General features: G+C 70.9%; 19 protein-coding genes and 1 pseudogene. 6 read left to right on the forward strand and 14 right to left on the reverse strand.

Annotation, left to right across the window (positions count from 1 at the left end; translation table 11 throughout):
• Positions 1-48 precede the first annotated feature (48 nt).
• From ACZ3KJ_RS13885 to ACZ3KJ_RS13940, 12 genes are all read right to left on the reverse strand, one after another.
• The gene (locus tag ACZ3KJ_RS13885) at positions 49-1,119 is read right to left on the reverse strand and encodes an ABC transporter ATP-binding protein (protein ID WP_467526786.1); all 1,071 of its coding nucleotides are present in this window, start codon (positions 1,117-1,119) and stop codon (positions 49-51) included.
• Positions 1,103-2,086, reverse strand: coding sequence for an ABC transporter ATP-binding protein (locus tag ACZ3KJ_RS13890; protein WP_467526788.1), 984 nt, complete (start codon positions 2,084-2,086; stop codon positions 1,103-1,105). The genes ACZ3KJ_RS13885 and ACZ3KJ_RS13890 overlap by 17 nt, the downstream gene beginning before the upstream one ends.
• Before the next feature lie 7 nt (positions 2,087-2,093).
• Complete coding sequence (locus ACZ3KJ_RS13895) at positions 2,094-3,074, reverse strand: ABC transporter permease (RefSeq protein WP_467526845.1); 981 nt, start codon at positions 3,072-3,074, stop codon at positions 2,094-2,096.
• Positions 3,075-3,108: 34 nt separating this feature from the next.
• A complete protein-coding gene (locus ACZ3KJ_RS13900; RefSeq protein ID WP_467526789.1) occupies positions 3,109-4,032 on the reverse strand; it encodes an ABC transporter permease in 924 nt (307 codons plus the stop codon).
• 6 nt (positions 4,033-4,038) lie between these two features.
• A complete protein-coding gene (locus ACZ3KJ_RS13905) occupies positions 4,039-5,667 on the reverse strand; it encodes a peptide ABC transporter substrate-binding protein (protein WP_467526791.1) in 1,629 nt (542 codons plus the stop codon).
• Between the two features lie 219 nt (positions 5,668-5,886).
• Entirely contained in the window at positions 5,887-7,026 is a 1,140-nt protein-coding gene (locus tag ACZ3KJ_RS13910) for an ABC transporter ATP-binding protein (RefSeq protein WP_467526793.1), read from the reverse strand.
• 27 nt (positions 7,027-7,053) lie between these two features.
• Positions 7,054-8,115 carry an ABC transporter ATP-binding protein gene (locus ACZ3KJ_RS13915; protein ID WP_467526795.1) on the reverse strand — a complete coding sequence of 354 codons (1,062 nt, stop codon included), beginning with the start codon at positions 8,113-8,115 and terminating at the stop codon, positions 7,054-7,056.
• A gap of 10 nt (positions 8,116-8,125) precedes the next feature.
• Positions 8,126-9,103, reverse strand: a complete 978-nt coding sequence (locus ACZ3KJ_RS13920; protein WP_467526797.1) for an ABC transporter permease — start codon at positions 9,101-9,103, stop codon at positions 8,126-8,128.
• 111 nt (positions 9,104-9,214) lie between these two features.
• Entirely contained in the window at positions 9,215-11,011 is a 1,797-nt protein-coding gene (locus tag ACZ3KJ_RS13925; RefSeq protein WP_467526798.1) for an ABC transporter substrate-binding protein, read from the reverse strand.
• A gap of 114 nt (positions 11,012-11,125) precedes the next feature.
• Entirely contained in the window at positions 11,126-12,157 is a 1,032-nt protein-coding gene (locus ACZ3KJ_RS13930) for an ABC transporter permease (RefSeq protein ID WP_467526800.1), read from the reverse strand.
• 938 nt (positions 12,158-13,095) lie between these two features.
• Positions 13,096-15,003 (reverse strand): translational GTPase TypA, encoded by a 1,908-nt coding sequence (gene typA / locus ACZ3KJ_RS13935; RefSeq protein WP_467526802.1) that lies wholly within the window; start codon positions 15,001-15,003, stop codon positions 13,096-13,098.
• Between the two features lie 184 nt (positions 15,004-15,187).
• The gene (locus ACZ3KJ_RS13940; RefSeq protein WP_467526804.1) at positions 15,188-17,434 is read right to left on the reverse strand and encodes an ABC transporter family substrate-binding protein; all 2,247 of its coding nucleotides are present in this window, start codon (positions 17,432-17,434) and stop codon (positions 15,188-15,190) included.
• 369 nt (positions 17,435-17,803) lie between these two features.
• Between ACZ3KJ_RS13940 and ACZ3KJ_RS13945 the strand changes: the two genes are divergently transcribed.
• The 4 genes from ACZ3KJ_RS13945 (at position 17,804) to ACZ3KJ_RS13960 (ending at position 21,761) form a co-directional block, all read left to right on the forward strand.
• Positions 17,804-18,094, forward strand: a complete 291-nt coding sequence (locus ACZ3KJ_RS13945) for a hypothetical protein (RefSeq protein WP_389513902.1) — start codon at positions 17,804-17,806, stop codon at positions 18,092-18,094.
• A gap of 35 nt (positions 18,095-18,129) precedes the next feature.
• A complete protein-coding gene (locus ACZ3KJ_RS13950) occupies positions 18,130-18,963 on the forward strand; it encodes a hypothetical protein (RefSeq protein WP_467526806.1) in 834 nt (277 codons plus the stop codon).
• A 93-nt stretch (positions 18,964-19,056) separates the two neighbouring features.
• Complete coding sequence (locus ACZ3KJ_RS13955; RefSeq protein WP_467526808.1) at positions 19,057-20,997, forward strand: fumarate reductase/succinate dehydrogenase flavoprotein subunit; 1,941 nt, start codon at positions 19,057-19,059, stop codon at positions 20,995-20,997.
• Complete coding sequence (locus ACZ3KJ_RS13960) at positions 20,994-21,761, forward strand: succinate dehydrogenase/fumarate reductase iron-sulfur subunit (protein ID WP_467526810.1); 768 nt, start codon at positions 20,994-20,996, stop codon at positions 21,759-21,761. The genes ACZ3KJ_RS13955 and ACZ3KJ_RS13960 overlap by 4 nt, the downstream gene beginning before the upstream one ends.
• 136 nt (positions 21,762-21,897) lie before the next feature.
• Here ACZ3KJ_RS13960 and ACZ3KJ_RS13965 read toward each other — a convergent pair whose 3' ends face one another.
• Positions 21,898-22,821, reverse strand: coding sequence for a class I SAM-dependent methyltransferase (locus ACZ3KJ_RS13965; RefSeq protein WP_467526812.1), 924 nt, complete (start codon positions 22,819-22,821; stop codon positions 21,898-21,900).
• A gap of 224 nt (positions 22,822-23,045) precedes the next feature.
• On the reverse strand, positions 23,046-24,311 hold the full coding sequence (locus tag ACZ3KJ_RS13970; protein WP_467526814.1) for a glycoside hydrolase family 18 protein: 1,266 nt from the start codon (positions 24,309-24,311) through the stop codon (positions 23,046-23,048).
• A gap of 316 nt (positions 24,312-24,627) precedes the next feature.
• Here ACZ3KJ_RS13970 and ACZ3KJ_RS13975 point away from each other — a divergent pair, with 316 nt between their 5' ends.
• Positions 24,628-26,007, forward strand: a complete 1,380-nt coding sequence (locus tag ACZ3KJ_RS13975) for a hypothetical protein (protein WP_467526815.1) — start codon at positions 24,628-24,630, stop codon at positions 26,005-26,007.
• A gap of 125 nt (positions 26,008-26,132) precedes the next feature.
• Positions 26,133-26,557 (forward strand): annotated as a pseudogene (locus ACZ3KJ_RS13980) (ADP-ribosyltransferase); the annotation flags it as partial.

Below are 26,557 nucleotides of genomic sequence, written 5' to 3' on the forward strand. Positions count from 1 at the left end.
TCGGCCAAGTTGCCTGCGTGTTAACGCGATTACTGCACACATGTACCGCTATGCGTCTCCCTGGGCACGATCTTCGCGTGACCGCTCCGGCGGGACGACCTTCTTCTCCTCCGCGAAGTGGCACGCCGAGTCGTGGGCCGCGGGGCCGCCCACGGCGCGGAACCACGCCGGGACCGCGAGCGCCGGCACCTCCACCGCGCACCGCTCCCGCGCCTTCCAGCAGCGGGTGCGGAAGCGGCAGCCGGAGGGGATGCTGGTCGGCGACGGCACGTCACCCGAGAGGATGATCCGCTCCCGGCGCTCCCGCGCGTCGGGGTCGGGCACCGGCACCGCCGACAGCAGGGCCTGGGTGTACGGGTGGGTGGGGTGGTCGTAGATCGCGGTGTCGCTGCCGGTCTCCACGATCCGCCCGAGGTACATCACCGCGACCCGGTCCGAGATGTGCCGCACGACGGACAGGTCGTGCGCGATGAAGAGGTACGACAGCTCGAACTCGCTCTGGAGCCGGTCGAGGAGGTTGACCACCTGGGCCTGGACCGACACGTCCAGCGCGGAGACCGGCTCGTCGGCGACGATCACCTCGGGGCGCAGGGCGAGCCCGCGCGCGATGCCGATGCGCTGGCGCTGGCCGCCGGAGAACTGGTGCGGATAGCGGTTGACGTACTCGGGGTTGAGACCCACGACGTCCAGCAGTTCCCGCACCCGCCTCCGCCGGTCGCCCTTGGGGGCCGCCTCGGGGTGGATCTCGTACGGCTCCCCGATGATGTCCCCGACCGTCATCCGGGGGTTGAGGGAGGTGTAGGGGTCCTGGAAGACCATCTGGATGTTGCGGCGGACGGCCTTGAGGGCCCGGCCCGACAGCCGGGTGATGTCCTCGCCCCGGTACCGGATGCGGCCCGCCGTCGGCCGTTCCAGGTGGACCAGCATCCTGGCGACCGTGGACTTGCCGCAGCCCGACTCCCCCACGATGCCCAGGGTCTCGCCCCGGCCGAGCGCGAAGTCGACGCCGTCGACCGCCTTCACCGCGCCGACCTGCTTCTTGAAGAGGACGCCGCGGGTGAGCGGGTAGTGCTTGACGAGCCCGCTCACCTCCAGGATCGGCTCAGCCGTCGGCACCATGCAGGCACTCCCTCCAGAAGTGGCAGGCGCTGCCCCGGTCCTCGTCCACCGCGTACAGCGGCGGCACGTCGGTCCGGCACACGTCCCGGGCCATCGGGCAACGCGGGTGGAAGGGGCAGCCGGGCGGGATGTCCATGAGGTTCGGCGGCAGGCCCTTGACGGCGTAGAGCTCCCGGCCCTTCCGGTCCAGGCGCGGGACGGAGTCCAGCAGCCCCCGGGTGTACGGGTGGGCCGGCGCCTTGTAGAGGCCGTGCACCGGGGCCGACTCCACGATCCGGCCCGCGTACATCACGGCGATGCGGTCGGCGACGTCGGCGACCACGCCCAGGTCGTGGGTGATGAGGATCAGGCCCATGCGGTACTCGCGCCGCAACTCGGCGAGCAGGTCCATGACCTGGGCCTGCACGGTGACGTCGAGGGCGGTGGTCGGCTCGTCGGCGATGATGAGCGCCGGTTCCAGGGCCAGCGCCATCGCGATCATGATGCGCTGGCGCATGCCGCCGGAGAACTGGTGCGGGTAGTCCCTGACCCGCTCCCTCGCCGCCGGGATGCGCACCCGGTCCATCAGCTCGACGGCGCGGGCCCGCGCGTCCCTGCGCGACAGGCCCCGGTGGACGACGAACATCTCGCCGAGCTGGTCGCCCACCGTGAGCACGGGGTTGAGGGCCGACAGCGCGTCCTGGAAGATCATCGCCAGTTGCGCGCCGCGGACCGCGCGGCGCTCCTCCTCCTTCAGCTTCAGCAGGTCCCGGCCCCGGAAGAGGATCTCGCCGCCGGTGATCCGACCGGGCGGGGTGTCGAGGATGCCCATGACCGCCTGGGCGGTGACGGACTTGCCGGAGCCGGACTCGCCGAGCACGGCGAGCGTCTCGCCCGCGTCGACGCCGTAGGAGACGCCGTTGACGGCCTTCGCGACGCCGTCGCGGGTGCGGAACTCGATGTGCAGGTCGCGTACGTCGAGCAGCATGACGCCGTCACCTCAGCTTCGGGTCGAGGGCGTCGCGCACCGCGTCGCCCAGCATGATGAACGCGAGGACGGTGACCGCCAGCGCGCCGGAGGGCCACAGCAGGGCGTGCGGGGCGTTGCGGATGTAGGGGGAGGCGGCGGAGATGTCGATGCCCCAGGAGACGGTCGGCGGCTTCAGGCCGACGCCGAGGTAGGACAGGGTCGCCTCCAGCGCGATGTACGTGCCGAGCGCGATGGTCGCCACGACGATCACCGGGGCGACGGCGTTGGGCGCGATGTGCCGCAGCAGCGTCCGGGCGGGGGAGGCGCCCAGGGCGCGGGCGGCCTGGACGTAGTCGTGCTGCCGGGCGGTGATGACCGAGCCGCGGGCGATCCGGGAGATCTGCGGCCAGCCGAGCAGCACCATGAACCCGATGACCGGCCAGACCGTGTCGCCGGTCACCACGGACAGCAGGACCAGACCGCCGAGGACGACCGGGATCGCGAAGAAGATGTCGGTGATCCGGGACAGGACCGCGTCCCCCGCCCCGCCGAAGAACCCGGCGAGCCCGCCGAGCACGCTGCCGAGGACGGCGACGCCCAGCGTGGCCAGGACACCGACCGTGACGGACGTACGGGCGCCGTGGACGGTCCTGGTGTAGACGTTGCAGCCCTGTCCGTCGTAGCCGAAGGGAGCGCCCGGCTGGGAGCCCTCCTGGGCCTTGGCGAGGTCGCACGACAGGGGGGAGCCGGAGGCGATCGCCGAGGGCCACACGGAGACGAACACCAGGAAGAGGATGACCAGGGAGGAGAGGAGGAAGACCGGGTTGCGGCGCAGGTCGCGCCAGGCGTCGGACCACAGGGAGCGCGGTTTGGCGGCGGGCCCGGTGTCGTCCGGGCCCCGCGGCGCCGCCTCCAGCGACGCGCCCTCGCTCGTCGCGAGGTCCATCGTGCCGCCCATGCCGGTCCCGGCGACGGCGCCGCCGGGCGCGTACGGCTGCTCCGGCATCGCGTACGGCCGCTCGGACATCGCGTACGGCTGCTCAGACATAGCGGATCCTCGGGTCGAGTACGGCGTACAGGAGGTCGACCAGCAGGTTGGCCACCAGGAAGACCAGCACCAGGACGGTCACGAAGCCGACCACGGTCTGGGTGCTCTGGCGGAGGATGCCCTGGTAGAGCTGGAAGCCGACGCCGTGGATGTTGAAGATGCGCTCGGTGACGATGGCGCCGCCCATCAGGGCACCGATGTCGGTGCCGATGAAGGTGACCACGGGGATCAGGGAGTTGCGCAGCAGGTGCCGGGTGACGACCCGGTGCCGGGGCAGTCCCTTGGCGACGGCGGTGCGGACGTAGTCGGAGCGCCGGTTCTCCGCGATGGAGGTGCGGGTCAGGCGGGTGACGTAGGCCAGGGAGACCGAGGCCAGCACCAGGCCCGGGACGATCAGCTCGTCGAAGCCGGCCGCCGGGGACACCGACGGTGCGATCCACCCCCACTCCACGCCGAGCAGCAGTTGCAGCAGCAGGCCGGTGACGAAGGTGGGGACGGAGATGACGACGAGGGTGGCGAGGAGGACGCCGGTGTCCACGGGCCGGCCCCGGCGCAGGCCCGTGACGACGCCCAGGGTTATGCCGACGACGAGCTCGAAGAGGATCGCGACGATCGTCAGCCGGACGGTGACCGGGAACGCCGTCGCCATCAGCTCGGTGACCGGCCGGCCGTCGAACGCCGTGCCGAAGTCGCCGGTGAAGACGTTCCCCATGTAGGTCAGGTACTGCCGCCACACCGGCTGGTCGAGGCCGAACTCCTTCCGGAGCCGGGCGGCGGTGGCCGGGTCGCACTCGCGGTCGCCGCAGAGTCCCGCGACGGGGTCGCCCATCACGTGCACCATCAGGAAGATCAGCAGGGTGGCGCCGACGAACACCGGGACCATCTGGAGCAGGCGCCGGATCACATACCGCCCCATGGCGGGTCAGCTGACCTTGATCTCGTCGTAGACGGGGACGGAGAACGGGTTGAGCCGTACGCCGGACAGCCGCTGCGAGTAGCCGGCGCTGCCGTTCTGGTACCAGAGCGGGATGGCGGCCATGCTGTCCCGGACGACCTCCTCGGCCTGCTGGAACTTGGCCACGGCCGCGGCGGTGTCGGTCTCGGCGTTGGCCTCGTCGACGAGCCGGTCGAACCGCGCGTCGGACCACTTGCCGTCGTTGGAGGAGGCGTTGGTGTAGTAGAGCGGCTGGAGGAAGTTCTGGATGAGGGGGTAGTCCATCTGCCAGCCGGCCCGGAAGGGGCCCGCCAGCTTCTTCTCGGTGATCCGGCCGCGGTAGTCGGCGAAGGTGCCGACCGGGTCGGCGACGCAGGCCCGGTCGTTGCCCAGGGCGTTGTTGATGGAGTTGCAGACCGCGTCGACCCACTGCTTGTGGGAGCCGCTGTCCGCGTTGTACGTGATCTTCACCTGGCCGCCGGGGAGGCCGCCGCCCTCCTTGATGAGCTTCCTGGCCGCCTCGGGGTCGTAGGCGCAGGCGTCCCCGCACAGGCCCTTCTTGTAGCCGCCGTCCTCCCCGAGCACCGGGGAGGTCCAGTCGGTGGCGGGGGTGCGGGTGTTCTGGAAGATCGTCCGGGTGATCTGCTCGCGGTCGATCGCCCGGGACAGGCCGGTGCGGACCTTGGCGGAGCCGGCCTTGTTCCAGTCGGGGTCGTAGTAGGGGAAGGCGAGCGTCTGGATGATGCCGGCGGGGGTGTTGAGGTAGCGGTCGCCCAGGTCGTTCTTCACGTTCCTGAGCTGGGCGGCGGGCACGTCGTCGACGAGGTCGAGGTTGCCGGCCATCAGGTCGGTGTAGGCGGTGTTGTTGTCGGTGTACACCTTCAGGGTGACCCCGCCGTTGCGCGCCTTGTCCGGCCCCGGGTACCCCGCCCAGGTGCGCAGTTCCATCTGGGAGCCCTTGGTGTAGGACTGGATCGCGTACGGGCCGTTGCCGACGGGCTTGGCCAGCCAGGCCGCGTGGTCGGTGAAGAAGGCCCGCGGCAGCGGCGCGAAGGCGGGATAGCCGAGGGTGTCGGGGAAGGTCGAGAACTTCTGCGTCAGCCGGACCGTGAACGTACGGTCGTCGACGACCTCCAGGCCGGAGAGGGTGTCGGCGCTCTGTTCGCCGCCGTCGTTCGGGTGGACCCGGTCGTAGCCCTCGACGTACTCGAAGAAGTACGCGTTCCGCTGCTTGTTCCGCAGGCTCGCGCCGTAGTTCCAGGCGTCCACGAAGGACCGCGCGGTCACCTTCTCCCCGTTGCTGAACGTCCAGCCGTCCTTGACGGTGATCGTGAAGTTCCGCGAGTCGGAGGTCTCGATCTTCTCAGCGAGCATGTCCTCGGCCTTGCCGGTCTCCGGGTCGTACCGCTTCAGGTTGCGGAAGATCATGTCGAGGACCTTGCCGCCCTGCACCTCGTTGGTGTTGGCGGGCTCCAGCGGGTTCTGCGGGTCCCCCCAGGAGGAGCTGAGCACCGCGGCGGTGTCGCCGCCGCTGTCCGCCCCGCCTCCGCAGCCCGCCGCCGCGAGGGCTGCCGCCGCCGCGCCCGCGGCCCATCTGGCGTGCGTCGCTCCGCGCATGGAGTGCCTCCTCGTCCGCCGATCCCTTGCTGGGTCAGCTTCCGAGGAGGTGCCGCGCGGCGCACGTTCGTCCGGTCCGTATGGGTACGGGGTTGCTCCACAGGAGCGTACGGAGGAACATCCGGCGGACAACGGGACCGGGGGCGGGAGCGCTCGCTCCCGCCCCCGGTCCCGGGTGGTTCGGCGTGGCCGGTGCCCCGGCCGGAGGGGTCCGCCGGATCAGCTCTTGTCGACGTCCGCGGTGCCGTGCTCCTCCAGGGCCTTCAGGCCCGGGTCCATCACCACGTCCTCGGTGCGGGCCTTGGTGCTGGGCGCCTCGGGGAAGTGGCAGGCCGTCAGGTGGCCCTCCTTGTTCCCGCCGAGGCGGACCAGCGGGGGCTCCTCGGTCGCGCACTTGTCCTGCGCCTTCCAGCAGCGGGTGCGGAAGCGGCAGCCGGACGGCGGGGCGATCGGCGAGGGGACGTCGCCCTCCAGGCGGATGCGCTCCCGTTTCTCCGCGTCGATGTCGGCGTCCGGCACGGCGGACAGCAGCGCGTGCGTGTAGGGGTGGCGGGGCCGGTTGTAGATCGAGTCGCGGTCCGCGATCTCGACGATCTTCCCGAGGTACATCACCGCGACGCGCTGCGAGAAGTGCCGCACGATCGCCAGGTCGTGGGCGATGAAGACGAACGCGATGCCCATCTCCCGCTGCACTTCCTGGAGCAGGTTCACGACCTGCGCCTGGATCGACACGTCGAGGGCCGAGACCGGCTCGTCGGCGACGATCAGCTGGGGCTGGAGGGCGATGGCCCGCGCGACGCCGATGCGCTGGCGCTGGCCGCCGGAGAACTCGTGCGGGAAGCGGTTGTAGTGCTCCGGGTTGAGACCGACGATCTCCAGGAGCTCACGGACGCGCTTCTCCCGGCCGCCCGGCGGGTTGATCCCGTTGATCTCCATCGGGCCCGAGATGATCGTGCCCACGGTCTGCCGGGGGTTCAGCGAGGCGTACGGGTCCTGGAAGATCATCTGGATCTCGGACCTGACCGGCGCCAGCTCCTTGCGGCCGGCCCGGCTGATGTCCCGGCCCTTGTACTCGATGGTGCCCGAGGTCGGCTCGTACAGCCGGGTCAGCAGCCGGCCGGTCGTCGACTTGCCGCAGCCGGACTCGCCGACGAGGCCGAGGCTCTCCCCCGGGAACACCTCGAAGTCGACGCCGTCGACGGCCTTCACCGCGCCGACGGTGCGCCGGATCGGGAAACCGCCCTTGATCGGGAAGTGTTTGGTCAGACCGCTGACTTTCACCAGCGGTGCGGCGGCCTCGTCCCGCTGCTGCGGGATGGTGTCGGCGACCGCCGTGGTCGTCTTGCTGTTGTCGCTCATGGTGATGCCCCAGTCGCCGGTTTCCGCTCAGCCCAGCCGGGGCTGAATCGTGTCGATGAAGACCTGCTGCCGCTGCGCCTTCGTCAGATGACAGGCCGCGGCACGTCCCGCGGCGAGCAACGGGCGCTCACCCGAGCAACGCTCCCCGGAGACCAGGTCGGTGAACGCGCACCGCGGGTGGAACGGGCATCCCGTGGGCGGGTTGAGCAGCGAGGGCGGCGATCCGGGGATCGGCACCAGCGGCTCGTCGACGTCGGACGACAGGCGCGGCATCGAGCCCAGCAGACCCCAGGTGTACGGGTGCTCGGGCGCCTTGAGCACCTCGCGCACCGATCCGCGCTCCACGGCGCGGCCGGCGTACATCACCAGGATGTCGTCGGCCATGTTGGCGACCACACCGAGGTCGTGGGTGATCATGATGATCGCGGAGCCGAACTCCTGCTGGAGGTCCTTGAGCAGGTCCAGGATCTGCGCCTGGACCGTCACGTCCAGCGCCGTGGTGGGCTCGTCGGCGATGAGCAGGTCCGGGTCGCAGGAGAGCGCCATGGCGATCATGGCGCGCTGCCGCATACCGCCGGAGAACTGGTGCGGGTAGTCGTCGACCCGCTTCTGCGGGTGCGGGATGCCGACCTTCTCCAACAGGTCGATGGCGCGTACCCGGGCGTCCTTCTTGGAGGCGCCGGTGTGCTTCATGAACGGCTCGCCGATCTGCCGGCCGACCGTGTAGTACGGCGACAGCGCGGTCAGCGCGTCCTGGAAGATCATCGCCATCTTCTTGCCGCGCAGCGTCTCCAGCTGCTTCTCACTGGCGTCGGTCAGCTCCTGGCCGTCCAGCCGGATCGACCCGTCGACGGCGGTGTTCTTGCGGTTGTGCAGGCCGAGGACGGCCAGGTTGGTCACCGACTTGCCGGAGCCGGACTCGCCCACGATCCCGAGGGTCCTGCCGCGCTGGAGGTCGAAGGAGAGCCCGTCCACCGCCTTGACGATGCCGTCCTCGGTGGAGAAGTGGACCTTGAGGTCGCGCACCGAGAGAAAGGCGTCCCCCGCGGCGGCGGCCGCGGCCTCGTCGGGCTTGGTCTGAGTGGTCACGGTGGTTCTCCTAGGACAGGCGCACGCGCGGGTCGATGACGGCGTACAGGGCGTCCACGATCAGGTTGAAGACGATGATGAGCGCGGCGCTGATCAGCATGACGCCCATCAGCATCGGCAGGTCCTTGTTGGTGACGGAGTCCAGCGCGAGCCGGCCGAGCCCCGCCAGGCCGAACGTCAGCTCGGTCGCCATACCGCCCGCCAGCAGCGCGGACAGGTCGATGCCGAGGATGGTGATGATCGGGATGAGGGAGCCGCGCCAGGCGTAGCGGAAGAAGGTGTAGTTGCCCGACATGCCCTTGGCCCGGGCCGCCTTCACATGCTCTTCCTGGAGCTGCTCGACCATCGAGGAGCGGCTCATGCGGGTGTAGTTGGCGGTGAAGATGGTCGCCAGCACGACCCAGGGGATCAGCAGGCCCATGAACCAGCCGCCGGGATCCTCGGTGAGCGGCACGTACTTCGGCTTGTCGAGCCAGCCGGTGCTGTAGACGAAGGCGAGCAGGAGCAGCGGGCCGAGGAAGTAGATCTGGAGGGAGCTGATGACCAGCGAGCCGGTGCTGAACACCTTGTCCAGCCAGGTGCCGCGGAACTTGGCGGCCAGCAGGCCGGCGCCGAGGCCGACGGTGAGGAAGACCACCAGGCTGCCGACGGTGAGCCAGACGGTCAGCGGGAAGCGGTCGAGGATGGTGTCCCAGACGTTCTGGTTGTTGGCGAAGGAGACGCCGAAGCAGGGGGCGTCGCAGTGGCCGACGGCGAAGTCACGGCCCGCGAAGATGCCGACCAGGAAGTCCCAGTACTGGGTGGTGACCGGCTGGTCGAGGCCGAGGTTCTTGTGAATGATCTCCAGCGCGTCCGGAGTGCAGTTCTTGCCACAGGCCAGCGTGGCCGGGTCCTGCGGGATGGCGAAGAACATGAAGAACGTGAAAGCACTGATCAACAGCAAGATCAGCGCCGCGCCGAACGTCCGGCGAATGAGGAATTGAAGCATGGCAGGCAGCTGCTCTCAGGACGGCGGCGATCGGGAGGGGTCTGCGGGAAGTCCGGGGCCCGGTGGGGGCGCTCCGCCGCGCGTCCCCCACCGGGTTCCCGGTTCTGACGGTTACTTCTTGAGGAAGATCCTGGTGACGTCCACGTAGCTCGAGTCGGAGCTGTAGCGGAGGCCGCCGATGTTCGAACCGAAGATCTGGAACACCTTGGTGTAGTAGATCGGGGCGGCCGGGTTGATCTCCTTGGAGATGTACTCGCTCAGCTCGGCCCAGGCCTTGGTGGCCTCCGTCGTGTCGGTGATCTTCTGGATGCGCTTGATCTCCGAGTTGACGTGGTCGTCGTTGATGTGCGCGTAGTTCGACGAACCGTCCTGGATCTGCGTGCCGTCGTAGAGCGGCGGGATGACCGTGGAGGCGGACGGCCAGTCCTGGCCCCAGCCGGTCATGTACAGGTCGTAGCCGTTGTTGACCTTGCCGACCTGCTCGTACCAGGTGGCGGAGTCGATCTCCTTCTTCTGGATGTCGAGACCGATCTTCTCCAGGGCGGTGGCGATCAGCACGGCCTGCTGCTGGCGGACCGGGGTGTTGCCGTAGGCGTAGACGAGCTTCTTGCCCTCGAAGCCGCCTTCCTTGATCAGCTTCTTGGCGGCCTCGATGTCGCCGTTGGGCTTGGACGCGCGGTCGAACGGGTCGAAGGACTCGTCGTAGCCCGGCGTGGTGGGCGAGATCAGCGAGTTGGCGACCTCACCGCCGTAGGCACCGCCGTCGGCCTTGAAGACCGAGGTGGCGGGCAGCGCCAGGGTGATGGCGTCCCGGAGCTTCTTGTCCTTGACGCGGTCCAGGTTGAAGTTGAGCTGCCACACGTAGGGCGCGTAGCCCTGGATGGTGCGCGCCATGGCGGCCTTGTCGCTCACCACGTTCTGGAGCTGCGTGGTGGCGACCTGGCCGGTGAACATCATCGCGTTCTTGGCCGTGCCCTGGTCGGCCAGGAGGGTCTTGGTCTGGTCCTCGTCATCGTGGTTCATCTCGATGGCGAAGCCGTCCACGTACTGGTGGCGCACCGAGTCGGACTTCGCGTCCCACTGGGGGTTCTTCACCAGCGTCATGGACTTGCCCGGCTTGAAGTCGGAGATCTTGTACGGCCCGGTGGCGACCGGGTCGGTGTCGTACTTCTCCTTGGTGTCCGTCTCCTCCGGGACGACGCTGTAACCCGGCATGGTCAGCGTCTGCGGGAGGTCGGGCTGCGCGTCCTTGAAGTGGAAGACGATCGTCTTCGCGTCCGGCGTCTCCAGGACGCTGTCCGGCAGGTGCTTGCCCTTGTCCGGGCCCGCGTACGCGTCGCGGTAGGCGGTGCCGGAGCCGGACAGCCACTGCTGGAGGTACGTCGGACCGTCGGTGATGTACGAGGCGTACAGGCGCTCGACCGTGTGGCGGATGTCCGCCGAGTCGATCGGGTTGCCGTTCTCGTCCTTCAGGTTGTCCTTCAGGGTGTACGTCCAGGTCTTGCCGCCGTCCGAGACCTGACCGGCGTCGGTGGCGAGGTCGCCCACGACGGTCAGGTTGCCGTTGTCGTCCTCGGCGTACTGGGTCAGACCGCGGAAGACGAGGCGGCTGAGGAGCTTGCCGTCCGACACGTAGATCTGGCCCGGGTCCAGGTGGGAGAAGTCCGCCTCCTGGTACACGGTCACCGTGCCGCCGGTCTGGGCACCGGTCACCGCGGGGGCCGGACCGGTCGACGCCTTGGCGTCACCGATCTGCACCGGCTTGGACTGCGACTTGGCATCCTCCTTGCTCTTGCTGTTGTCCTTGGCGGAGCTGTCGCTGCCACCGCCGCAAGCGGTCAGGGTCAGGGCGCCGGCGGCGACCGCGACTATCGCGGCCGTGGCGGTGCGGTTGCGGAAGATGCTCATGGGGACGAATCCACCTGCCTGTGAGTAGTGAGCCATGCTGGTACGTGACCGGTTCCGGGCCGTGGAGCCCCGGACCGGCCAGGCGAAGAGTGTGGGGGGAGGACCTGCCGGGGTTCAGCGTCCGGTCTTGGGATCGAAGGCGTCCCGCACCGAGTCACCGAGGAGGTTGAAGGCCACGACGAAGATCACCATGGCCACGCCGGGGAAGAGCATGTAGTACGGGTCCTGCTCCACGATGTTGGCGCCGATGGAGAACATCCGCCCCCAGTCCGGGGTGGGTTCGACGTATCCGACACCCACGAAGGACAGGAACGCGATGCTGAGGATGGTGCTCGGCAGGGTGAGCGTCGCCTGCACCAGCGTGGGAGTGACGATGTTGGGCAGCAGTTCCTTGCGGATGATGCGCCAGGACGAGGCTCCGGAGATGCGCGCGGCCTCGATGAACTCCCGGTCGCGCAGGGACAGCGTGGCGGCGCGGACGATGCGCGCCATGCTCATCCACCCGAGGAAGGACAGCACGATGATGATCGCGGCGGTGCGCACATAGGTGGGCGTCTCCTCGTCGGGGGCGACGAACACCGTGGTGATGACGGGCATCGCCGCGACGAAGAACAGCTGGTTGGGCAGGGCCATGAAGAAGTCGGTCGTCCGGCCGAGCCAGTAGTCGATCTTCCCGCCGAAGTAGCCGCCGGCGAGGCCGATCAGCACGCCCGTCACGGTCATCAGCACCGTGGCGGCCAGCGCCGTGAGCAGCGAGGTCCGGATGCCGTACAGGAGCTGCGTGAAGACGTCGCGGCCGAGACCCGGTTCGATGCCGAACCAGAACTCGCCGTCGATGCCGCCGGCCGGCTTCGCCGGCATGGTGAACATGTCCAGCAGTTCGGGGTTGTCCTGCCCGTACAGGGTGTACGGGTCCTTGCCGTACAGCTTCGCGATCAGCGGTGCCGCCGCCGCGATGAGGAAGTAGAACAGGACGACGACGGCGGAGACCACACCGGTCCGGTCACGCTTGAAACGCGCCCACATCAACTGCCCGGGACTGCGCCCCTCGAGCTTCTTCGACTCCTTGGCGCCACCGGGGGGCACGCTCGCTTCGTCCAAGACGGAAGAGGCTTCAGCACCCTCAATCTCGATTGGACTCGTCATGATTCGTCCATTTCACAGGTTGGAGGTCGTCGGGAGTGCACGGCGACCCGACGGCCTTCGCACGGCGTACGTCATGCGCAGCGCGCGAGGGGAACAACGACGGAGGGGCGACACCAGCCCCCTGGAGAACCCTGGTTCGCGGCCGGCGCCTACCGGCCGACGGAACAGGTCGTCGAGGAAGTGCGCGTCGGCGCGCCGCTGCCGCGACCACCGTGACGGGACCGGGCGAACCCGCGGGGCCTGCACCTGTCCTCGGGGACGACGCGACCCGTAGGGCGCTCGTGGCCACCGCGCATGGGTTCCTCCTCATACATCCATAGCTTCACCACAAGGGGAGCGTGCGACACAGCACCGCACCGCCCGTCGCCGGTGCCGGAGTTGCTCGGGTGCCCCCGCGCTCGTGAACGGGCGCCGCCTCGGCGTGTGACCCGTTCGTCCGAGTTCTACGCGCCTAACTATCTGCCATGCGCCAAGGCCGAACCACACCCACGAGGTCTCGGTTCGATCACAGCTCGCGCTAACATCTTCCAAAATCCGGACAAACAGTTTGGTGAGAGATCCCTGCGAAACGGACTTGTTACACGCCCAGCGGCAACAGGTGTCCGGTTTCCGGACGCGTGGGGGAGGAAATTCGATTGCGGTGTGCGGCGCCGGCGTGCAAGGTGCCCCGCGGGCTCACGGGCTCTCCCCGCGCTTCCGACGGGGCCGTTCCGCCGTCGGCGCGGTGGCCTGCGCCGGCCCGCGGACGGGCCGTCACGGCCGCTTTCGCAAGCAGGGTAGTGGGCACGGTGCCATCAGAGGGGCACACCGCGGCAAATAGAGGGTTTTCCCTACCCTCGTACCGTCGACCGGCAGCGGTGTCCGCGCCCTGTCGTCAACACACGACACCGGGCACCCCGCCTGGCGGGGTGCCCGGTGTCGTCGGGTCGGGCCGGTGATCAGCCGTGCTTGGCGCGGCTCGCGGCGCGGGCGCGCTCCCGCGCGTCCAGGTTCACCTTGCGGATGCGCACCGCCTCCGGGGTGACCTCCACGCACTCGTCGTCGCGGCAGAACTCCAGCGACTGCTCCAGCGACAGCTTGCGCGGCGGCACGATCGACTCGGCCACGTCGGCCGTCGAGGACCGCATGTTGGTGAGCTTCTTCTCCTTGGTGATGTTGACGTCCATGTCGTCGGCGCGGGAGTTCTCGCCGACGATCATGCCCTCGTACACCTCGGTGCCCGGCTCCACGAAGAGGACGCCGCGCTCCTGGAGGTTCGTCATCGCGAACGCGGTGACGGCACCGGAGCGGTCGGCGACCAGGGAGCCGTTGTTGCGGGTCTGGAGCGTGCCGAACCAGGGCTCGTGGCCCTCGTGGATGGAGTGGCCGATGCCCGTGCCGCGGGTCTGGGTCAGGAACTCGGTCCGGAAGCCGATCAGACCGCGGGAGGGCACCACGAACTCCATGCGCACCCAGCCGGAGCCGTGGTTGGACATGTTGTCCATCCGGCCCTTGCGGACGCCCATGAGCTGCGTGACCGCGCCCATGTGCTCCTCGGGCACGTCGACCGTCATGCGCTCGACCGGCTCGTAGACCTTGCCGTCGACGTCCTTGGTGACGACCTGCGGCTTGCCGATGGTCAGCTCGAAGCCCTCGCGGCGCATCTGCTCGACCAGGATGGCCAGCGCCAGCTCGCCGCGGCCCTGGACCTCCCAGGCGTCCGGACGCTCGGTGTCCAGGACGCGCAGGGAGACGTTGCCGATCAGCTCGCGGTCCAGGCGGTCCTTGACCTGGCGGGCGGTGACCTTGCGGTCCTTGACGGCCGACTTGGCGTCGGCGCCCTTGCCGGTGCCGCCGCGGCCGACCAGCGGGGAGGTGTTGGTGCCGATGACCATGGAGATCGCGGGCTCGTCGACCGTGATCAGGGGCAGCGGGACCGGGTTCTCGGGGTCGGCGAGGGTCTCGCCGATCATGATGTCCGGGATACCGGCGACGGCGCAGATGTCACCCGGGCCGGCCTTCTCGGCGGGCTTGCGGGTGAGCGCCTCGGTCATCATCAGCTCGGAGATGCGCACGTTGGTGACGGAGCCGTCGCGCTTCATCCAGGCGACGGTCTGCCCCTTCTTCAGCTCGCCCTGGTGGACGCGGAGCAGCGCGATACGGCCGAGGAAGTTGTCGGCGTCCAGGTTGGTGACGTGCGCCTGGAGCGGGGCCTCCTCGTCGAAGGTCGGGGCCGGGATGTGCTCCAGGATCGTGGAGAAGAACGGCTCCAGGCTGGTGGAGTCCGCCGGGACCGTGCCGTCCTCCGGCTTGGTCAGCGAGGCGATGCCGTCGCGGCCGCAGGCGTAGACGATCGGGAACTCGATCTGCTCCTCGTCCGCGTCCAGGTCGAGGAAGAGGTCGTACGTCTCGTTGACGACCTCGTCGATCCGGGCGTCCGGCCGGTCGGTCTTGTTGATGCACAGGATGATCGGCAGGCGGGCCTGGAGCGCCTTGCGCAGCACGAAGCGGGTCTGCGGCAGCGGCCCCTCGGAGGCGTCGACGAGCAGGACGACACCGTCGACCATCGACAGACCGCGCTCGACCTCGCCACCGAAGTCGGCGTGGCCGGGGGTGTCGATGATGTTGATGGTGATCGGGTCCCCGCCGTCCTTCGGGTGGTACTTCACCGCGGTGTTCTTGGCGAGGATCGTGATGCCCTTCTCACGCTCCAGGTCGTTCGAGTCCATCATGCGGTCGTCGACCGAGTCGAGCTGGTGGGCGGCGAAGGCACCGGCCTGCTTGAGCATGCCGTCGACGATGGTCGTCTTGCCGTGGTCGACGTGGGCGACGATGGCTACGTTGCGAATGTCGTGGCGCGTGGCCATAAAGCGGCGTTCTCCCGGAGTGTGAGGACGGCCCTGCTGCGTACGTCTGTGTTACGCGGGCCCTGCCGGGCTTGACATGCCACGGCCTCACCCCATGGTACGTGGCCCTGCGGGAGCCGACCTCCGCAGGGCCACGCAGCTCACTCCCCCGTGCCCGTCACCTCGCTCCCCGGGCGGGCCCGCGTCACTCCGCGGAGGGGCTCGCGGCGATCCGCGCGCCCTTCTTCAGGAAGCCCATGTCCTCGTAGACGGGCGTCTGGAAGCCGAAGGCACCGGCGTTGACCACGTTCTTCTTCGCGGCCGTGAGCTGGGGGCGCTGGTAGAGGGGAATCGATCCGGCGGCCGCCCAGATCCGGGCGTCGGCCTTGCGGAGCAGGGACCGCTCCTCCTCCGCGTCCAGCGTCGAGATCGCCTGGTCGAACAGCTGGTCGACCTGGTCGGTGCCGACGCGGGTGTAGTTCTGCTGGACGCTGAGCGACCCGTCGGCGGCCGGCACCGGCTTGGCGTAGATCGGCCGGGCGTCGGTGGCCGGGTAGGCGGAGGCGGGCCAGGAGTACAGCGCGAGGTCGTACTCGCCGGAGGCGATGTGGTCCTTGAAGTAGCTCTCGTCGGAGACCTTGGTGATCTCGGTGCCGATGCCGACCTGGTCCAGCATCCGGGTGATCCGGCCGGCGACCGCGTGCAGGGGCTCCGAGCCCGCGCCGCTCGGCAGCACGAACCGCAGGGTGAGCGCCTTGCCGTCCTTGGCCAGCGCCCCGCGCGCGGCGCCGGCCGGGGCGGCGGTGCCCCGGGGGGCGTAGGCGCCGGGCGGGCCCTGCCGGCCGACGGAGCGCCTGCCGTCCTGGGCGAGCTGCCGGACGTGCTCCTCGCCTCCCGCCTCGCCCGGGGCCTTGTCGTCCTCGCCGACGATGTACGTGCCGTCGTCGTCGCCCTCGGACCGGCCGTTCCCGGACCCGGCGCCCTGCTCGCTCCGGCCGCCGTCCTCGCCCTTCCGCCCCTTCTCTCCGTTCTCGCCCTTCTCGCCCTTCCCTCCCCGCTCGCCCTCGGAGCCGGCCGCCTTCTCCGTCTTCTTCCGCTCCTCGACCGGGCCGCCCGGCACCCAGCCGGCGTCCGCGAGCAGCGCCTGGGCCTCCTTGGTGTCCTGACCGCCGAGCGCCCCGCTGCCGTCGGCGTACGCCTCCTGGCCGGACAGGGCGAGGTGGCTGCCGACGGGGACGGCGGGCAGCCCCAGCGGCTTGAGCACCACCTCGACCAGTTCCTCGCGGTCCAGCGCCCGGGCCACCGCCCGGCGCACCCGCTCGTCGGCGAGCGGGCCGTCGGCGCCGTTCAGGGCGAGCTGCGTGGAGGCCGGCTCCAGCGACTTGCGCACCTCGAAGTCGCGCAGCGCCTTCTGCTGGCGCTCCCAGGTGGCGATCGCCTGGCTCAGCTTCCTGCGGGCGTGCGTCTCGTCCTCGGCGGCGTCCTCGTCGGAGCCGTGGGCCAGGGCCCAGGACCGCAGCGCCTTGGCCGCCGTACGGCCGCCGCCGGGGCCGGCCAGGGGTCCGGCGCCGCCCTGGGCCGCGCCGTCGATGCGCTGCGCGGCGGCCGGGTCGATCTCGGCCAGGTCGATGTCGCCGGCGGCGAGCGCGGCGGCCCGCTTCTCGCGCGGCACGGCCGTCAGGACGATCTCGGAGAGCTTGGCGGGCCGGCCCCACCAGCGCGGGTTGGGGGTGAGCCGGATCCGGTCCTCGTCCCGGTCGACCTGCTTCACCGTGAACGGCCCCGCGGTGACCTTCAGCTTGCGCCGCGCCCCGTCGTTGAACGAGTCCGGCGTGCCCATGACGTCCTTCGGGTACAGCGGGGAGAACAGCGACTGCCAGTCGGCGTAGGGGCGGCCGAAGGTGACCCGGACCTCCAGGTCGTTCGCGCCGCGCTCGATCTTCTCGATGCGGTCGTACCCGGCGTTGCGCGCGGTCCAGTAGGCGCTGTCCCGGCCGGACAGGGCGCGCCACTGGGCGGCGAAGTCGGCGGCGCCGATCTCGCGGCCGTCGCTCCAGACGGCCTGCTGGTTGAGCCGGTAGAGGACGACCTGCTTCGGCTCGGTCTCGACGACGCCGGCGGACTCCAGGTAGTCGGGGTTGCGCGCGGGCCGCCCGTCGGCGTCCAGCCGGTACATCGACGGCAGGACAGCCTGGGCGACCCGGGTGGTGGTGGCGTCGGCGTCGGACTGGAAGGCGTTGAAGGTCTCCGGCAGGGCGTCCACCGCCCAGCGCAGGGTGCCGCCGTCGGCGACCTGGGCGCGGTCGGCCCGGGCGATGTCCTGGGGGGCCAGCGGTTCGCCGGCCGGGTCGTCGGTGCCACAGCCGGCCAGCGCGGGCACCGCGAGCGCGCCCGCGGTGAGGAAGGCGACCGAGCGCATGACCGCGCGCAGTCCGACGCCGTCGTGGGACATCTCAGGTACCTCCGGGGAGCCGCTGCCGCCGGTCGCACGCGCCGGTGACACGAGTGCGTTCTGTCAGTACGTCCTGTTAGTGCGTTCTGTTCACATTTGGCGGTATTTTGGAGCTGATCTGATCTACGGCCCACTGAAGAGGAAAGGGTTCGCCTGCCGGGGGCGACACGGCGGCGGAGGCACGCAACCTCACCCGCGCGGAGCAACGCGCGCCCCGGCGCACACAGAGCGTGTCCCGCGTGTGTCCGGGGGCGTGCGATCGGCCAATCGCTGCACACGCCTTCACATCCACAGGTGTGACGCGCAACACTCGCAGGCGCATGAGCGTCTCCGTCCAGGGCCACCGGCCCGCGGAAGTGAGGTCACGTCATGTCCGTGCACGACGATCTGACAACCGTCCAGCGCTGTCTGGACGACCTGGCACGGTCCGTGAGCCGTCTGGAGCAGCAGCTCGGCAGCGGCGGTCTGGACATGCGCCGGGTCCGCGCCGACACCGACCACCTGCGCGAGAGCGTCGCGCTGCTGCGCGCGGCGGCCGCCACGCCCGCCGCGGCCAAGCGCCCGGACCTCGTCACCATCCCCGACACCCCCTACGACGACTCCCTGTGGATCGACACGGACGACGAGGGACTCGGCGCCCGTGACCGACGTGCCCCCTGAACCGTCCGGAGTCCCGAGCCGACCGGAGTCCTGAAGTGGCCACTGGTACGGAACCTCCCGCCACCGACCCCCATGCGCCCCGCGGCGTGCGCTCCACCACGCGCGCCGCGATCCCCGCGCCCCACCTGCGCACCGACCGCTGGTGGCTGGCCCCCGCCGCCACCGCGGCCGGGCTGCTGGCCTTCGTCGTGTACTCGACCTGGCGGGCGTTCGCGGACGCCGACTACTACGCGGCCCCCTACGTCTCGCCGTTCTACTCGCCCTGTCTGGCCGAGCGCTGCACACCCATGCGCGCGGGCCCGAACTGGGAGGTCTTCGGCGGGTGGTGGGTGATCTCCCCCGCGATCATCATCCTGATCTTCCCGCTCGGCTTCCGCCTGACCTGCTACTACTACCGCAAGGCCTACTACCGGGGCTTCTGGGCGTCCCCGCCGGCCTGCGCGGTGGCCGAGCCGCACCGCACGTACACCGGCGAGACCCGCTTCCCGCTGATCCTCCAGAACCTCCACCGCTACTTCTTCTACGCGGCCCTCCTGGTCGCCGGGATCCTCACCTACGACACCGTGCTCGCCTTCCGCGACGAGCACTACGCCTGGGGCCACATGGGCCTGGGCACCCTCGTCTTCCTGGTCAACATCGTGCTGATCTGGGCGTACACGCTCTCCTGCCATTCCTGCCGGCACATCGTCGGCGGCAAGCTCAAGCACTTCTCCCGGCACCCCGTCCGCTACCGGCTGTGGCAGTGGGTCGGCAAGCTGAACGCCCGGCACATGCAGCTCGCCTGGGCGTCGCTGCTGAGCGTCGCGCTCGCCGATCTCTACGTCTACCTGGTCGCGTCCGGCGCCTTCGACGATCCGCGCTTCTTCTAGACGAGACGAGTGGACCAGAGCAATGAGTGGGCCAGACCAGATGAGTGGACCAGACGAGACGAGTGGACCAGACGAGACGAGTGGGGCCTTCTGATGTCCATGGTCGACCGGCAGGAGTGGGACGTCGTCGTGGTCGGGGCCGGCGGCGCCGGCCTGCGCGCCGCCATCGAGGCGCGCGAGCGGGGCGCCCGTACGGCCGTGATCTGCAAGTCGCTGTTCGGCAAGGCGCACACGGTGATGGCCGAGGGCGGCATCGCGGCGGCCATGGCCAACGCCAACGAGCACGACACCTGGCAGGTCCACTTCCGTGACACCCTGCGCGGCGGCAAGTTCCTCAACCAGTGGCGGATGGCCGAGCTGCACGCCCAGGAGGCGCCGGACCGGGTGTGGGAGCTGGAGACGTGGGGCGCGCTGTTCGACCGCACCAAGGACGGCCGGATCTCGCAGCGCAACTTCGGCGGCCACGAGTACCCGCGCCTCGCCCACGTCGGCGACCGCACCGGCCTGGAGCTGATCCGCACCCTCCAGCAGAAGATCGTCGCCCTCCAGCAGGAGGACCACCGCGAGACCGGCGACCACGAGTCCCGGCTGAAGGTCTTCCAGGAGTGCACGGTCACCCGTGTCCTCAAGGACGGCGGCCGGGTGGCCGGCGTCTTCGCCTACGAACGCGAGACGGGCCGCTTCTTCGTCCTGGAGGCGCCCGCCGTGGTGATCGCGACCGGCGGCATCGGCAAGTCGTTCAAGGTGACGTCGAACTCGTGGGAGTACACCGGCGACGGGCACGCGCTGGCGCTGCTCGCCGGGGCGCCGCTGCTGAACATGGAGTTCGTGCAGTTCCACCCGACGGGGATGGTCTGGCCGCCGTCGGTGAAGGGCATCCTGGTCACCGAGTCCGTACGCGGCGACGGCGGGGTGCTGCGCAACTCCGACGGCAAGCGGTTCATGTTCGACTACATCCCCGACGTCTTCAAGGAGAAGTACGCCGAGACGGAGGACGAGGCCGACCGCTGGTACGACGACCCGGACGCCAACCGGCGGCCCCCCGAGCTGCTCCCCCGCGACGAGGTCGCGCGGGCGATCAACGCGGAGGTCAAGGAGGGCCGCGGCTCCCCGCACGGCGGGGTCTTCCTGGACGTGTCGACGCGGATGCCCGCCGAGGTGATCAAACGCCGGCTGCCGTCGATGTACCACCAGTTCAAGGAGCTGGCCGACGTCGACATCACGGCGGAGGCGATGGAGGTCGGGCCCACCTGCCACTACGTGATGGGCGGCGTCGCCGTCGACTCCGACACCGCGGCGGCGCGCGGGGTGCCGGGGCTGTACGCGGCCGGGGAGGTGGCCGGCGGTATGCACGGCTCCAACCGGCTCGGCGGGAACTCCCTGTCCGACCTGCTGGTGTTCGGACGCCGGGCGGGACTGCACGCCGCCGGGTACGCGACGGCCGCGGCGGCGGACCGCCCCCGGGTGGACGACACCGAGGTGGCCGCCGCAGCGGCGGAGGCGCTGCGCCCGTTCTCGGCCGAGGCGGAGATGGAGGAACCGTCCGGAGGGCCGCCGGAGAACCCGTACGCCCTCCACCAGGAACTCCAGCAGACGATGAACGACCTGGTCGGCATCATCCGCCGGGAGGCGGAGATGGAACAGGCCCTGGAGAAGCTGGCGGAGCTGCGGGTACGGGCCCGCCGGGCCGGCGTCGAGGGGCACCGGCAGTTCAACCCGGGCTGGCACCTCGCGCTGGACCTGCGGAACATGCTGCTGGTCAGCGAGTGCGTGGCGCGGGCCGCGCTGGAGCGCACCGAGTCGCGCGGCGGTCACACCCGTGAGGACCACCCGGCGATGGAGCGCCCGTGGCGCCGGATCAACCTGCTGTGCCGGCTGACCGACCCCACGGGCGGGCTCGCGGCGACCGACCCGGTCCGCGGCCAGATCGCCCTCGACCGGGAGACCACCGAGCCGGTCCGCCCCGACCTGCTGGCCCTCTTCGACAAGGAGGAGCTGGTCAAGTACCTCGCCGAGGAGGAGCTGTACGAATGAGCGGCTACCAGGCGCGCTTCAAGGTGTGGCGCGGCGACGCGGACGGCGGCGGCCTCCGGGACTTCACGGTCGAGGTGCACGACGGCGAGGTGGTCCTCGACATCATCCACCGCCTCCAGGCGACCCAGGCCCCCGACCTCGCCGTGCGCTGGAACTGCAAGGCGGGCAAGTGCGGTTCCTGCTCGGCGGAGATCAACGGGCGGCCCCGGCTGCTGTGCATGACCCGCATGTCGGTGTTCGACCGGGCGGAGACGATCACCGTCACACCGCTGCGCGCCTTCCCGGTCGTCCGGGACCTGGTCACCGACGTGGGCTTCAACTACGTCAAGGCGCGGGAGGTCCCGGCCTTCGTCCCGCCCGCGGGCCTGGCCCCCGGCGAGTACCGGATGATGCAGGAGGACGTGGACCGGCCGCAGGAGTTCCGCAAGTGCATCGAGTGCTTCCTGTGCCAGGACACCTGCCATGTGGTGCGCGACCACGAGGAGAACAAGCGGGCCTTCGCCGGACCGCGCTTCCTGATGCGGGTCGCGGAGCTGGACATGCACCCGCTGGACGCGGCGGAGGAGACCGGGCTGGACCGCAGGCGCACCGCCCAGGACGAGCACGGTCTCGGCTACTGCAACATCACCAAGTGCTGCACGGAGGTCTGCCCCGAAGGCATCAAGATCACCGACAATGCGCTGATCCCCCTGAAGGAGCGGGCCGTGGACCGCAAGTACGACCCGCTCGTCTGGCTCGGGGACAAGATCCGGCGACGCGCGTGACCGGGGTCCCGGGGAGGCGCGTGACCGGTCCTGGGCGCAGGTGACCGGTCCCGGGCGGGGGCGCGTGACCGGTCCCGGGGGGCGCTTGAGCGGTCCCGGGGGGCGCTTGACCGGCCAGTGCGCGCGTGAACCCGTCTCAGGCGGCCTTCGCGCGCAGGTACCCGGAGTGCGCCACGCGGCCCAGGAAGGTGAACCGGGTCTCCCCGGCCATGTGCCGGTGGAACGCCTCCGTGATGCCGGGCCACTTCGGGTGCCCGAAGTCGTCCAGCACGACGACGCCCCCGGGAGCGGTGATCTCCTCGGCCCACTCCAGATCGGCCGCGACCCCGGCGGCGGAGTGGTCGCCGTCGACGACGATCACGCCGTAGGAGCGGTCGGAGACCAGGGCGCGGACCCCGGGGTCCCCGGAGAGGCCCTGCTGGACGCGGGCCGCCGCGCCGGCCGCGCCCGCCAGGGAGAGGTTGGTGCGCACCGCCGCCTCCCGCACGGGCGTGCCGGACGCGTCGTCGCCCATGGTGGTGCCGGGCTGCACCTGCGTTCCGGCGAGCGGGTCGACGATGGTGAGCCGCGGGTCGCGCCCCGCGCGTTCCATCATCCGGATCAGGGCCGCGCCGAACATCCCGTAGAGGGTGCCGATCTCCAGGATCTCGTCGTTCGGCGGATCCAGCAGCGGTACGGCGGAGAGCTTGCCGACGATGTTCATGGTGCCGCCGGCGATCCGGCCGACCCCGAGCGCCTCCAGCGCGACGAGCAGCCGGAACGCCTGGGCGGCGGCGCGCTCGGCGCCGGCCCGGTCCCCGGTCACCTCGGCGAGCTCCGCGATCAGGCGCTGGAGAGCGGCGGCGGACGGCACCCGGGACACCCCGCGCCCGGTGCCGTCGAAGAACAGCTCCAGGGGGTGCCGGTGGTCGCGGTGCGCCTCCGGCTGCCGCGCCGCGCCGGCCGGGGTGCCGCCGGTCCCGACGAGGCGCCGGACCTGGCGTTCGATGCGCTGGTCGATGAGGTGGGCCACCGGGCGCAGAGCCCGGCGGACGGCCTTGCCGGTGAGTGGTGATCGCATCGGAGTGTGACCCTCGCAGAGGTAGGGGACGAGGACGCCAGGACGTCCACAGCCCATGCACAACCGCGCCCGCGGGCCATCGGGGAGAAGCCCGGGTGACGTGTGGCCGACGCCCGGGTGACATCCCGGGCGTCCGACCGGACCGGACGGCCACCACCGGCTCCCGACGGCCACCACGGGCACTCGACGGGCCACCACCGGCTCCCGCCGACGGCCACCGGCACTCAGCCGACCCAGCCCTCCCGGTACGCCGTCCAGTCGGACTCCGTGGCCGCGAAGTCGACGTACAGGGCGACGCCGAAGGCGGCGCGGTCGGCGTCGGTGCGGGACAGGCCGAGCCGGACGCCGCGGACGCCCGCCGGGACCGTCTCGGCGTGCTCCCAGTGGCCGACGTCGTTCTCGTGGAAGAACGGCAGGCCCATGAGGAGGCCGGTGCCGGGCGGGGTGGCCTCCAGGGCGAGCGAGGTCTGCTGGGCGACGTAGCCGGCGTAGGCGCTCTCCATCAGCTGCCCGGTGTCGTACGACATGACGGCGATCTGGTCGACGCGGCGGGCGACCTGGCCGAAGAACTCCTGCGACCACCACTTCGGGTGGCCGGTGACGGCGCCCCGGACGGAGTGGAGACCGGGCAGCGGGTCGATCTGGTGGGCGGCGACGGAGAGCGGGGCGTCGTGCGCGCCGGTGACGTCGCGCAGGCTGTCGAGGAGCGTGAGGTAGTTCCGGTCGCCGGAGTGCAGCGGCTCCAGGTCGAAGTGGGCGCCCTGGAAGCCGGCGGCGAGGATCTGCCGGGTGGAGGTGACGACGTTGGCGCGCGTCCCGGCGTCCTCGAGCCGCATGCCGTGGGGGCTCTCGCTCGCCAGGACGTCGCCGAGCCAGGCCTGGACCCTGATGCCGGGCATCGCGCGGTGCACGGCCGCGATGAACCAGCGGGCCTCGGGGTAGGCCGTCGCGGGCAGCGTGCCGTCGTGTTCCAGCGGGCCGGCGTGCACGTACAGATCGTGGATGCCGGTGTCCTCCAGACGGGCGGCCAGGGCGGTGACGTCGGCGTCCTTCTTCCGGCCGTCGACCCAGGCGTGACCGAGCCAGACCGCGTCCCGGCCCCGGGTGCGGGCACTGTCGGCGGGGTCGCCCAGGGAGTTGACGCTCAGGGCGATCTGGGAGGCGAGGACGGGGAGCAGGACCAGGAGGACCAGCACGAGGACGGTCCGGCGGGCGCGGCGGAGCCAGGGGCGGCGGGGGGCGGGGGGCTCGGCGGGTGGGGCGGTGGCCGGGCCGGCGACGGAGGGGTCCGTTTCCGCGCCGGCGTCCCCCTGCGGCTGTGACGGTGACTGTGCCCGTGCCCGTGCCCGTGCCTGTGCCTGTGCCTCTGCCCGTGGCTGTGCCTGCGACCGTGCTCCCGTTCGCGCCGACTGCCGATCCACCGGTTCCCCTCCCCTGTTCCCCGGCCACACGCCTCCCACCTCGGGCGCATCCCGCTCGCGTGGCCGCATGGGCGGTCATACGCTCCGAAAGGTGACGCCATCGCGCTTCCGAGGCCGGCCGCGGCGGGCCACGTCGCACCTGTCCGTGCGGGTGGCCCTTGCCGCGTGGGGCGGCGTCGCGGGAGTGGTGTGGCTGGCGTTGCCGTCAATGACGTCGGGGACGGACGCTCCGGTTGCGATCACCCGTCCGGCGTCCACCGCACCGCCATCGGGCTCTCCGGCGTCGGACGCTCCGGCACCGGACGTTCCGCCACCGGACGCTCCGGCGTCGGAAGCTCCACCGTCCGCCGCACCGGCGGAGGACGGCACGTCCACGGCCGACCTGGTGCTGCCGCTCGTGGCGGTCGGCACGGCGGGCGCGGTGGCGGGCTACGGGTACGTACGGCGCGTCCGCCGCGCCCGTGGTCGGACGACACCGGGCGGAACGGGAGTACCGCCACCGAAGCGTTCCTCGCCACCCCTGGACGAACTGGACGAACTGGACGAACAGGCCCGTGCGGCCTTGGTCGCGGCCGACGACCGCGTCCGGACCGCCCGCGGGGAACTCGCCTTCGCCGAGGCAGGCTCCGGGGCACAGAGCGTGGCGCGGTTCGCCCGCGCGCTGCGGGACGCGGAGGGCGAGCTGGCGGCCGCGTTCCGGATACGACAGCTCTTCGAGGAGGGGGTGCCGGAGCAGGAGGAGCCCCGGCGGCACGCGCTCGCCGGGATCGTCGGGCGGTGCGAGGAGGCGGGTCGGCGGCTGGACGCGGTGGCCGGCGACTTCGCGCGGCTGCGGGAGCCGGTGGATGGGCCGGGCGGGGCGCTGGGGGCGACGGAAGGGCTGGGTGGGGTGCTGGGGGCGGTGGAGGCTCGGTTCCGCGAGCTGACGGGTCGTACGGGCGCGGCCGAGGCGCTCCTCGGGGAGATCGGTGCGCGGTACGCCCCCACCGCGACCGCTTCCGTGGCCGGGAACGTCGAACAGGCCAAGGACCGGCTGTTCTTCGCCACCGTCCGCCTCAACCTGGCGCGTCAGGCCGCCGACGCGGGGCGGCCCGGGGACGCCGCCCGGCAGCTGCGGGCCGCCGAGGGCGCCGTCGTACAGGCGGACGTCCTCGTCGACGGCGTGCACCGGCTGGCCGCCGAGCTGCGGGAGGCGGAATCGACGGTCCCGGCCGCGCTGACCGGCGCCGAGGCGGACCTGGCGGCGGTGCGCGGCCCGGCCGGGGGCGGGGGCGGGGGCGGGGTCCTCGCCGCGCTGCTCCACGCCGACGCCGTCCTCGCCGCCGTACGGCAGGAGATGACGACACGTCAGCCGTACGACCCGATGGGCGTCCTGCGCCGGATCGTGCGCGCGGTGGCGCCCCTCGCCCAGGGCCGGTCCGGGGTGCTGCCGGCCGCCGCCCGTCTCATCGCCGGCAGCGCCACCGCCGCGGCGGACGACTTCGTCGCGACGCACCGGGGCGCGGTGGGCGCCACGGCCCGCACCCGCCTCGCGGAGGCCCGCCGCCTCCTGACCTCGGACACCGTGTCCGGCCGCCTTCTCGCCGACACCCTGGCCCTGGAGGCCCGCGACCTCGCCGAACAGGACGTACGCCTGCGCGGGAACCCCCTTCCCCAAGCGGCCGGCGAGGAGAGCGGGACCGCCGGAGCCGTCCTCGGCGGCCTCCTGCCGGGCGCCGGTACGGACGAGGGCGCGTACGGCCCGGTGGGCTTCGGCCACTTGTAGCGCCGACGCCTCAAGTTCCCCGGGTGCCCCCGCACTTGTAGCGGTTCAGTGACGCTTTCCGGCTCCCCAAGACCCCCATTTGTATGATGACCTGGTTTTGACACGCATAACGGGGGTGGTTGAGCGTGATCAATCCGGAGGAGATCCCGCAGTTCACCGGCAACCTCTTCCAACTGGAGTTGGATCATGCCGCGTTGAAGAAGGACGCGGGTGCCGTGCGGGACACGGGCAGTGATGTGCACTCCCAGTTCCAGGGGCTGTCGGCGTTCTACCAGGCTCCGGAGGCGGAGCAGTTGTTCGCGACGACGAAGCCGGTGCAGGACCGTGCCGACGACTTCGCGACGGATCTGGAGACCGTGTCCTCCGCGCTGTCGTCGTACGCGGCGGAGATCCGGCCGCTGGTGTCGAAGCTGCTGGAGCTGAAGACCAAGGCGCACACGTTCGTCGGTTCGGTGAAGGACGACGACGAGTGGGAGTACGACGAGGACAAGGTCGAGGAGCACAACCGGCTGCGGGACGACATCACGGCGACGGTGGCGGCGTTCTGGGC

The sequence above is a fragment of the Streptomyces sp. NPDC003248 genome, from assembly GCF_055563235.1.

Excerpts from the sequence above, each read along its gene's own strand:
- ACZ3KJ_RS13900 (WP_467526789.1), bottom strand. The coding sequence starts at position 4,032 with ATGGGGCGGTATGTGATCCGGCGCCTGCTCCAGATGGTCCCGGTGTTC.
- ACZ3KJ_RS13885 (WP_467526786.1), bottom strand. The coding sequence starts at position 1,119 with ATGGTGCCGACGGCTGAGCCGATCCTGGAGGTGAGCGGGCTCGTCAAG.
- typA (WP_467526802.1), bottom strand. The coding sequence starts at position 15,003 with ATGGCCACGCGCCACGACATTCGCAACGTAGCCATCGTCGCCCACGTC.
- ACZ3KJ_RS13970 (WP_467526814.1), bottom strand. The coding sequence starts at position 24,311 with ATGCGGCCACGCGAGCGGGATGCGCCCGAGGTGGGAGGCGTGTGGCCG.
- ACZ3KJ_RS13960 (WP_467526810.1), top strand. The coding sequence starts at position 20,994 with ATGAGCGGCTACCAGGCGCGCTTCAAGGTGTGGCGCGGCGACGCGGAC.
- ACZ3KJ_RS13890 (WP_467526788.1), bottom strand. The coding sequence starts at position 2,086 with ATGCTGCTCGACGTACGCGACCTGCACATCGAGTTCCGCACCCGCGAC.
- ACZ3KJ_RS13955 (WP_467526808.1), top strand. The coding sequence starts at position 19,057 with ATGTCCATGGTCGACCGGCAGGAGTGGGACGTCGTCGTGGTCGGGGCC.
- ACZ3KJ_RS13965 (WP_467526812.1), bottom strand. The coding sequence starts at position 22,821 with ATGCGATCACCACTCACCGGCAAGGCCGTCCGCCGGGCTCTGCGCCCG.
- ACZ3KJ_RS13905 (WP_467526791.1), bottom strand. The coding sequence starts at position 5,667 with ATGCGCGGAGCGACGCACGCCAGATGGGCCGCGGGCGCGGCGGCGGCA.
- ACZ3KJ_RS13920 (WP_467526797.1), bottom strand. The coding sequence starts at position 9,103 with ATGCTTCAATTCCTCATTCGCCGGACGTTCGGCGCGGCGCTGATCTTG.
- ACZ3KJ_RS13910 (WP_467526793.1), bottom strand. The coding sequence starts at position 7,026 with ATGAGCGACAACAGCAAGACGACCACGGCGGTCGCCGACACCATCCCG.
- ACZ3KJ_RS13930 (WP_467526800.1), bottom strand. The coding sequence starts at position 12,157 with ATGACGAGTCCAATCGAGATTGAGGGTGCTGAAGCCTCTTCCGTCTTG.
- ACZ3KJ_RS13945 (WP_389513902.1), top strand. The coding sequence starts at position 17,804 with ATGTCCGTGCACGACGATCTGACAACCGTCCAGCGCTGTCTGGACGAC.
- ACZ3KJ_RS13895 (WP_467526845.1), bottom strand. The coding sequence starts at position 3,074 with ATGCCGGAGCAGCCGTACGCGCCCGGCGGCGCCGTCGCCGGGACCGGC.
- ACZ3KJ_RS13940 (WP_467526804.1), bottom strand. The coding sequence starts at position 17,434 with ATGTCCCACGACGGCGTCGGACTGCGCGCGGTCATGCGCTCGGTCGCC.
- ACZ3KJ_RS13925 (WP_467526798.1), bottom strand. The coding sequence starts at position 11,011 with ATGAGCATCTTCCGCAACCGCACCGCCACGGCCGCGATAGTCGCGGTC.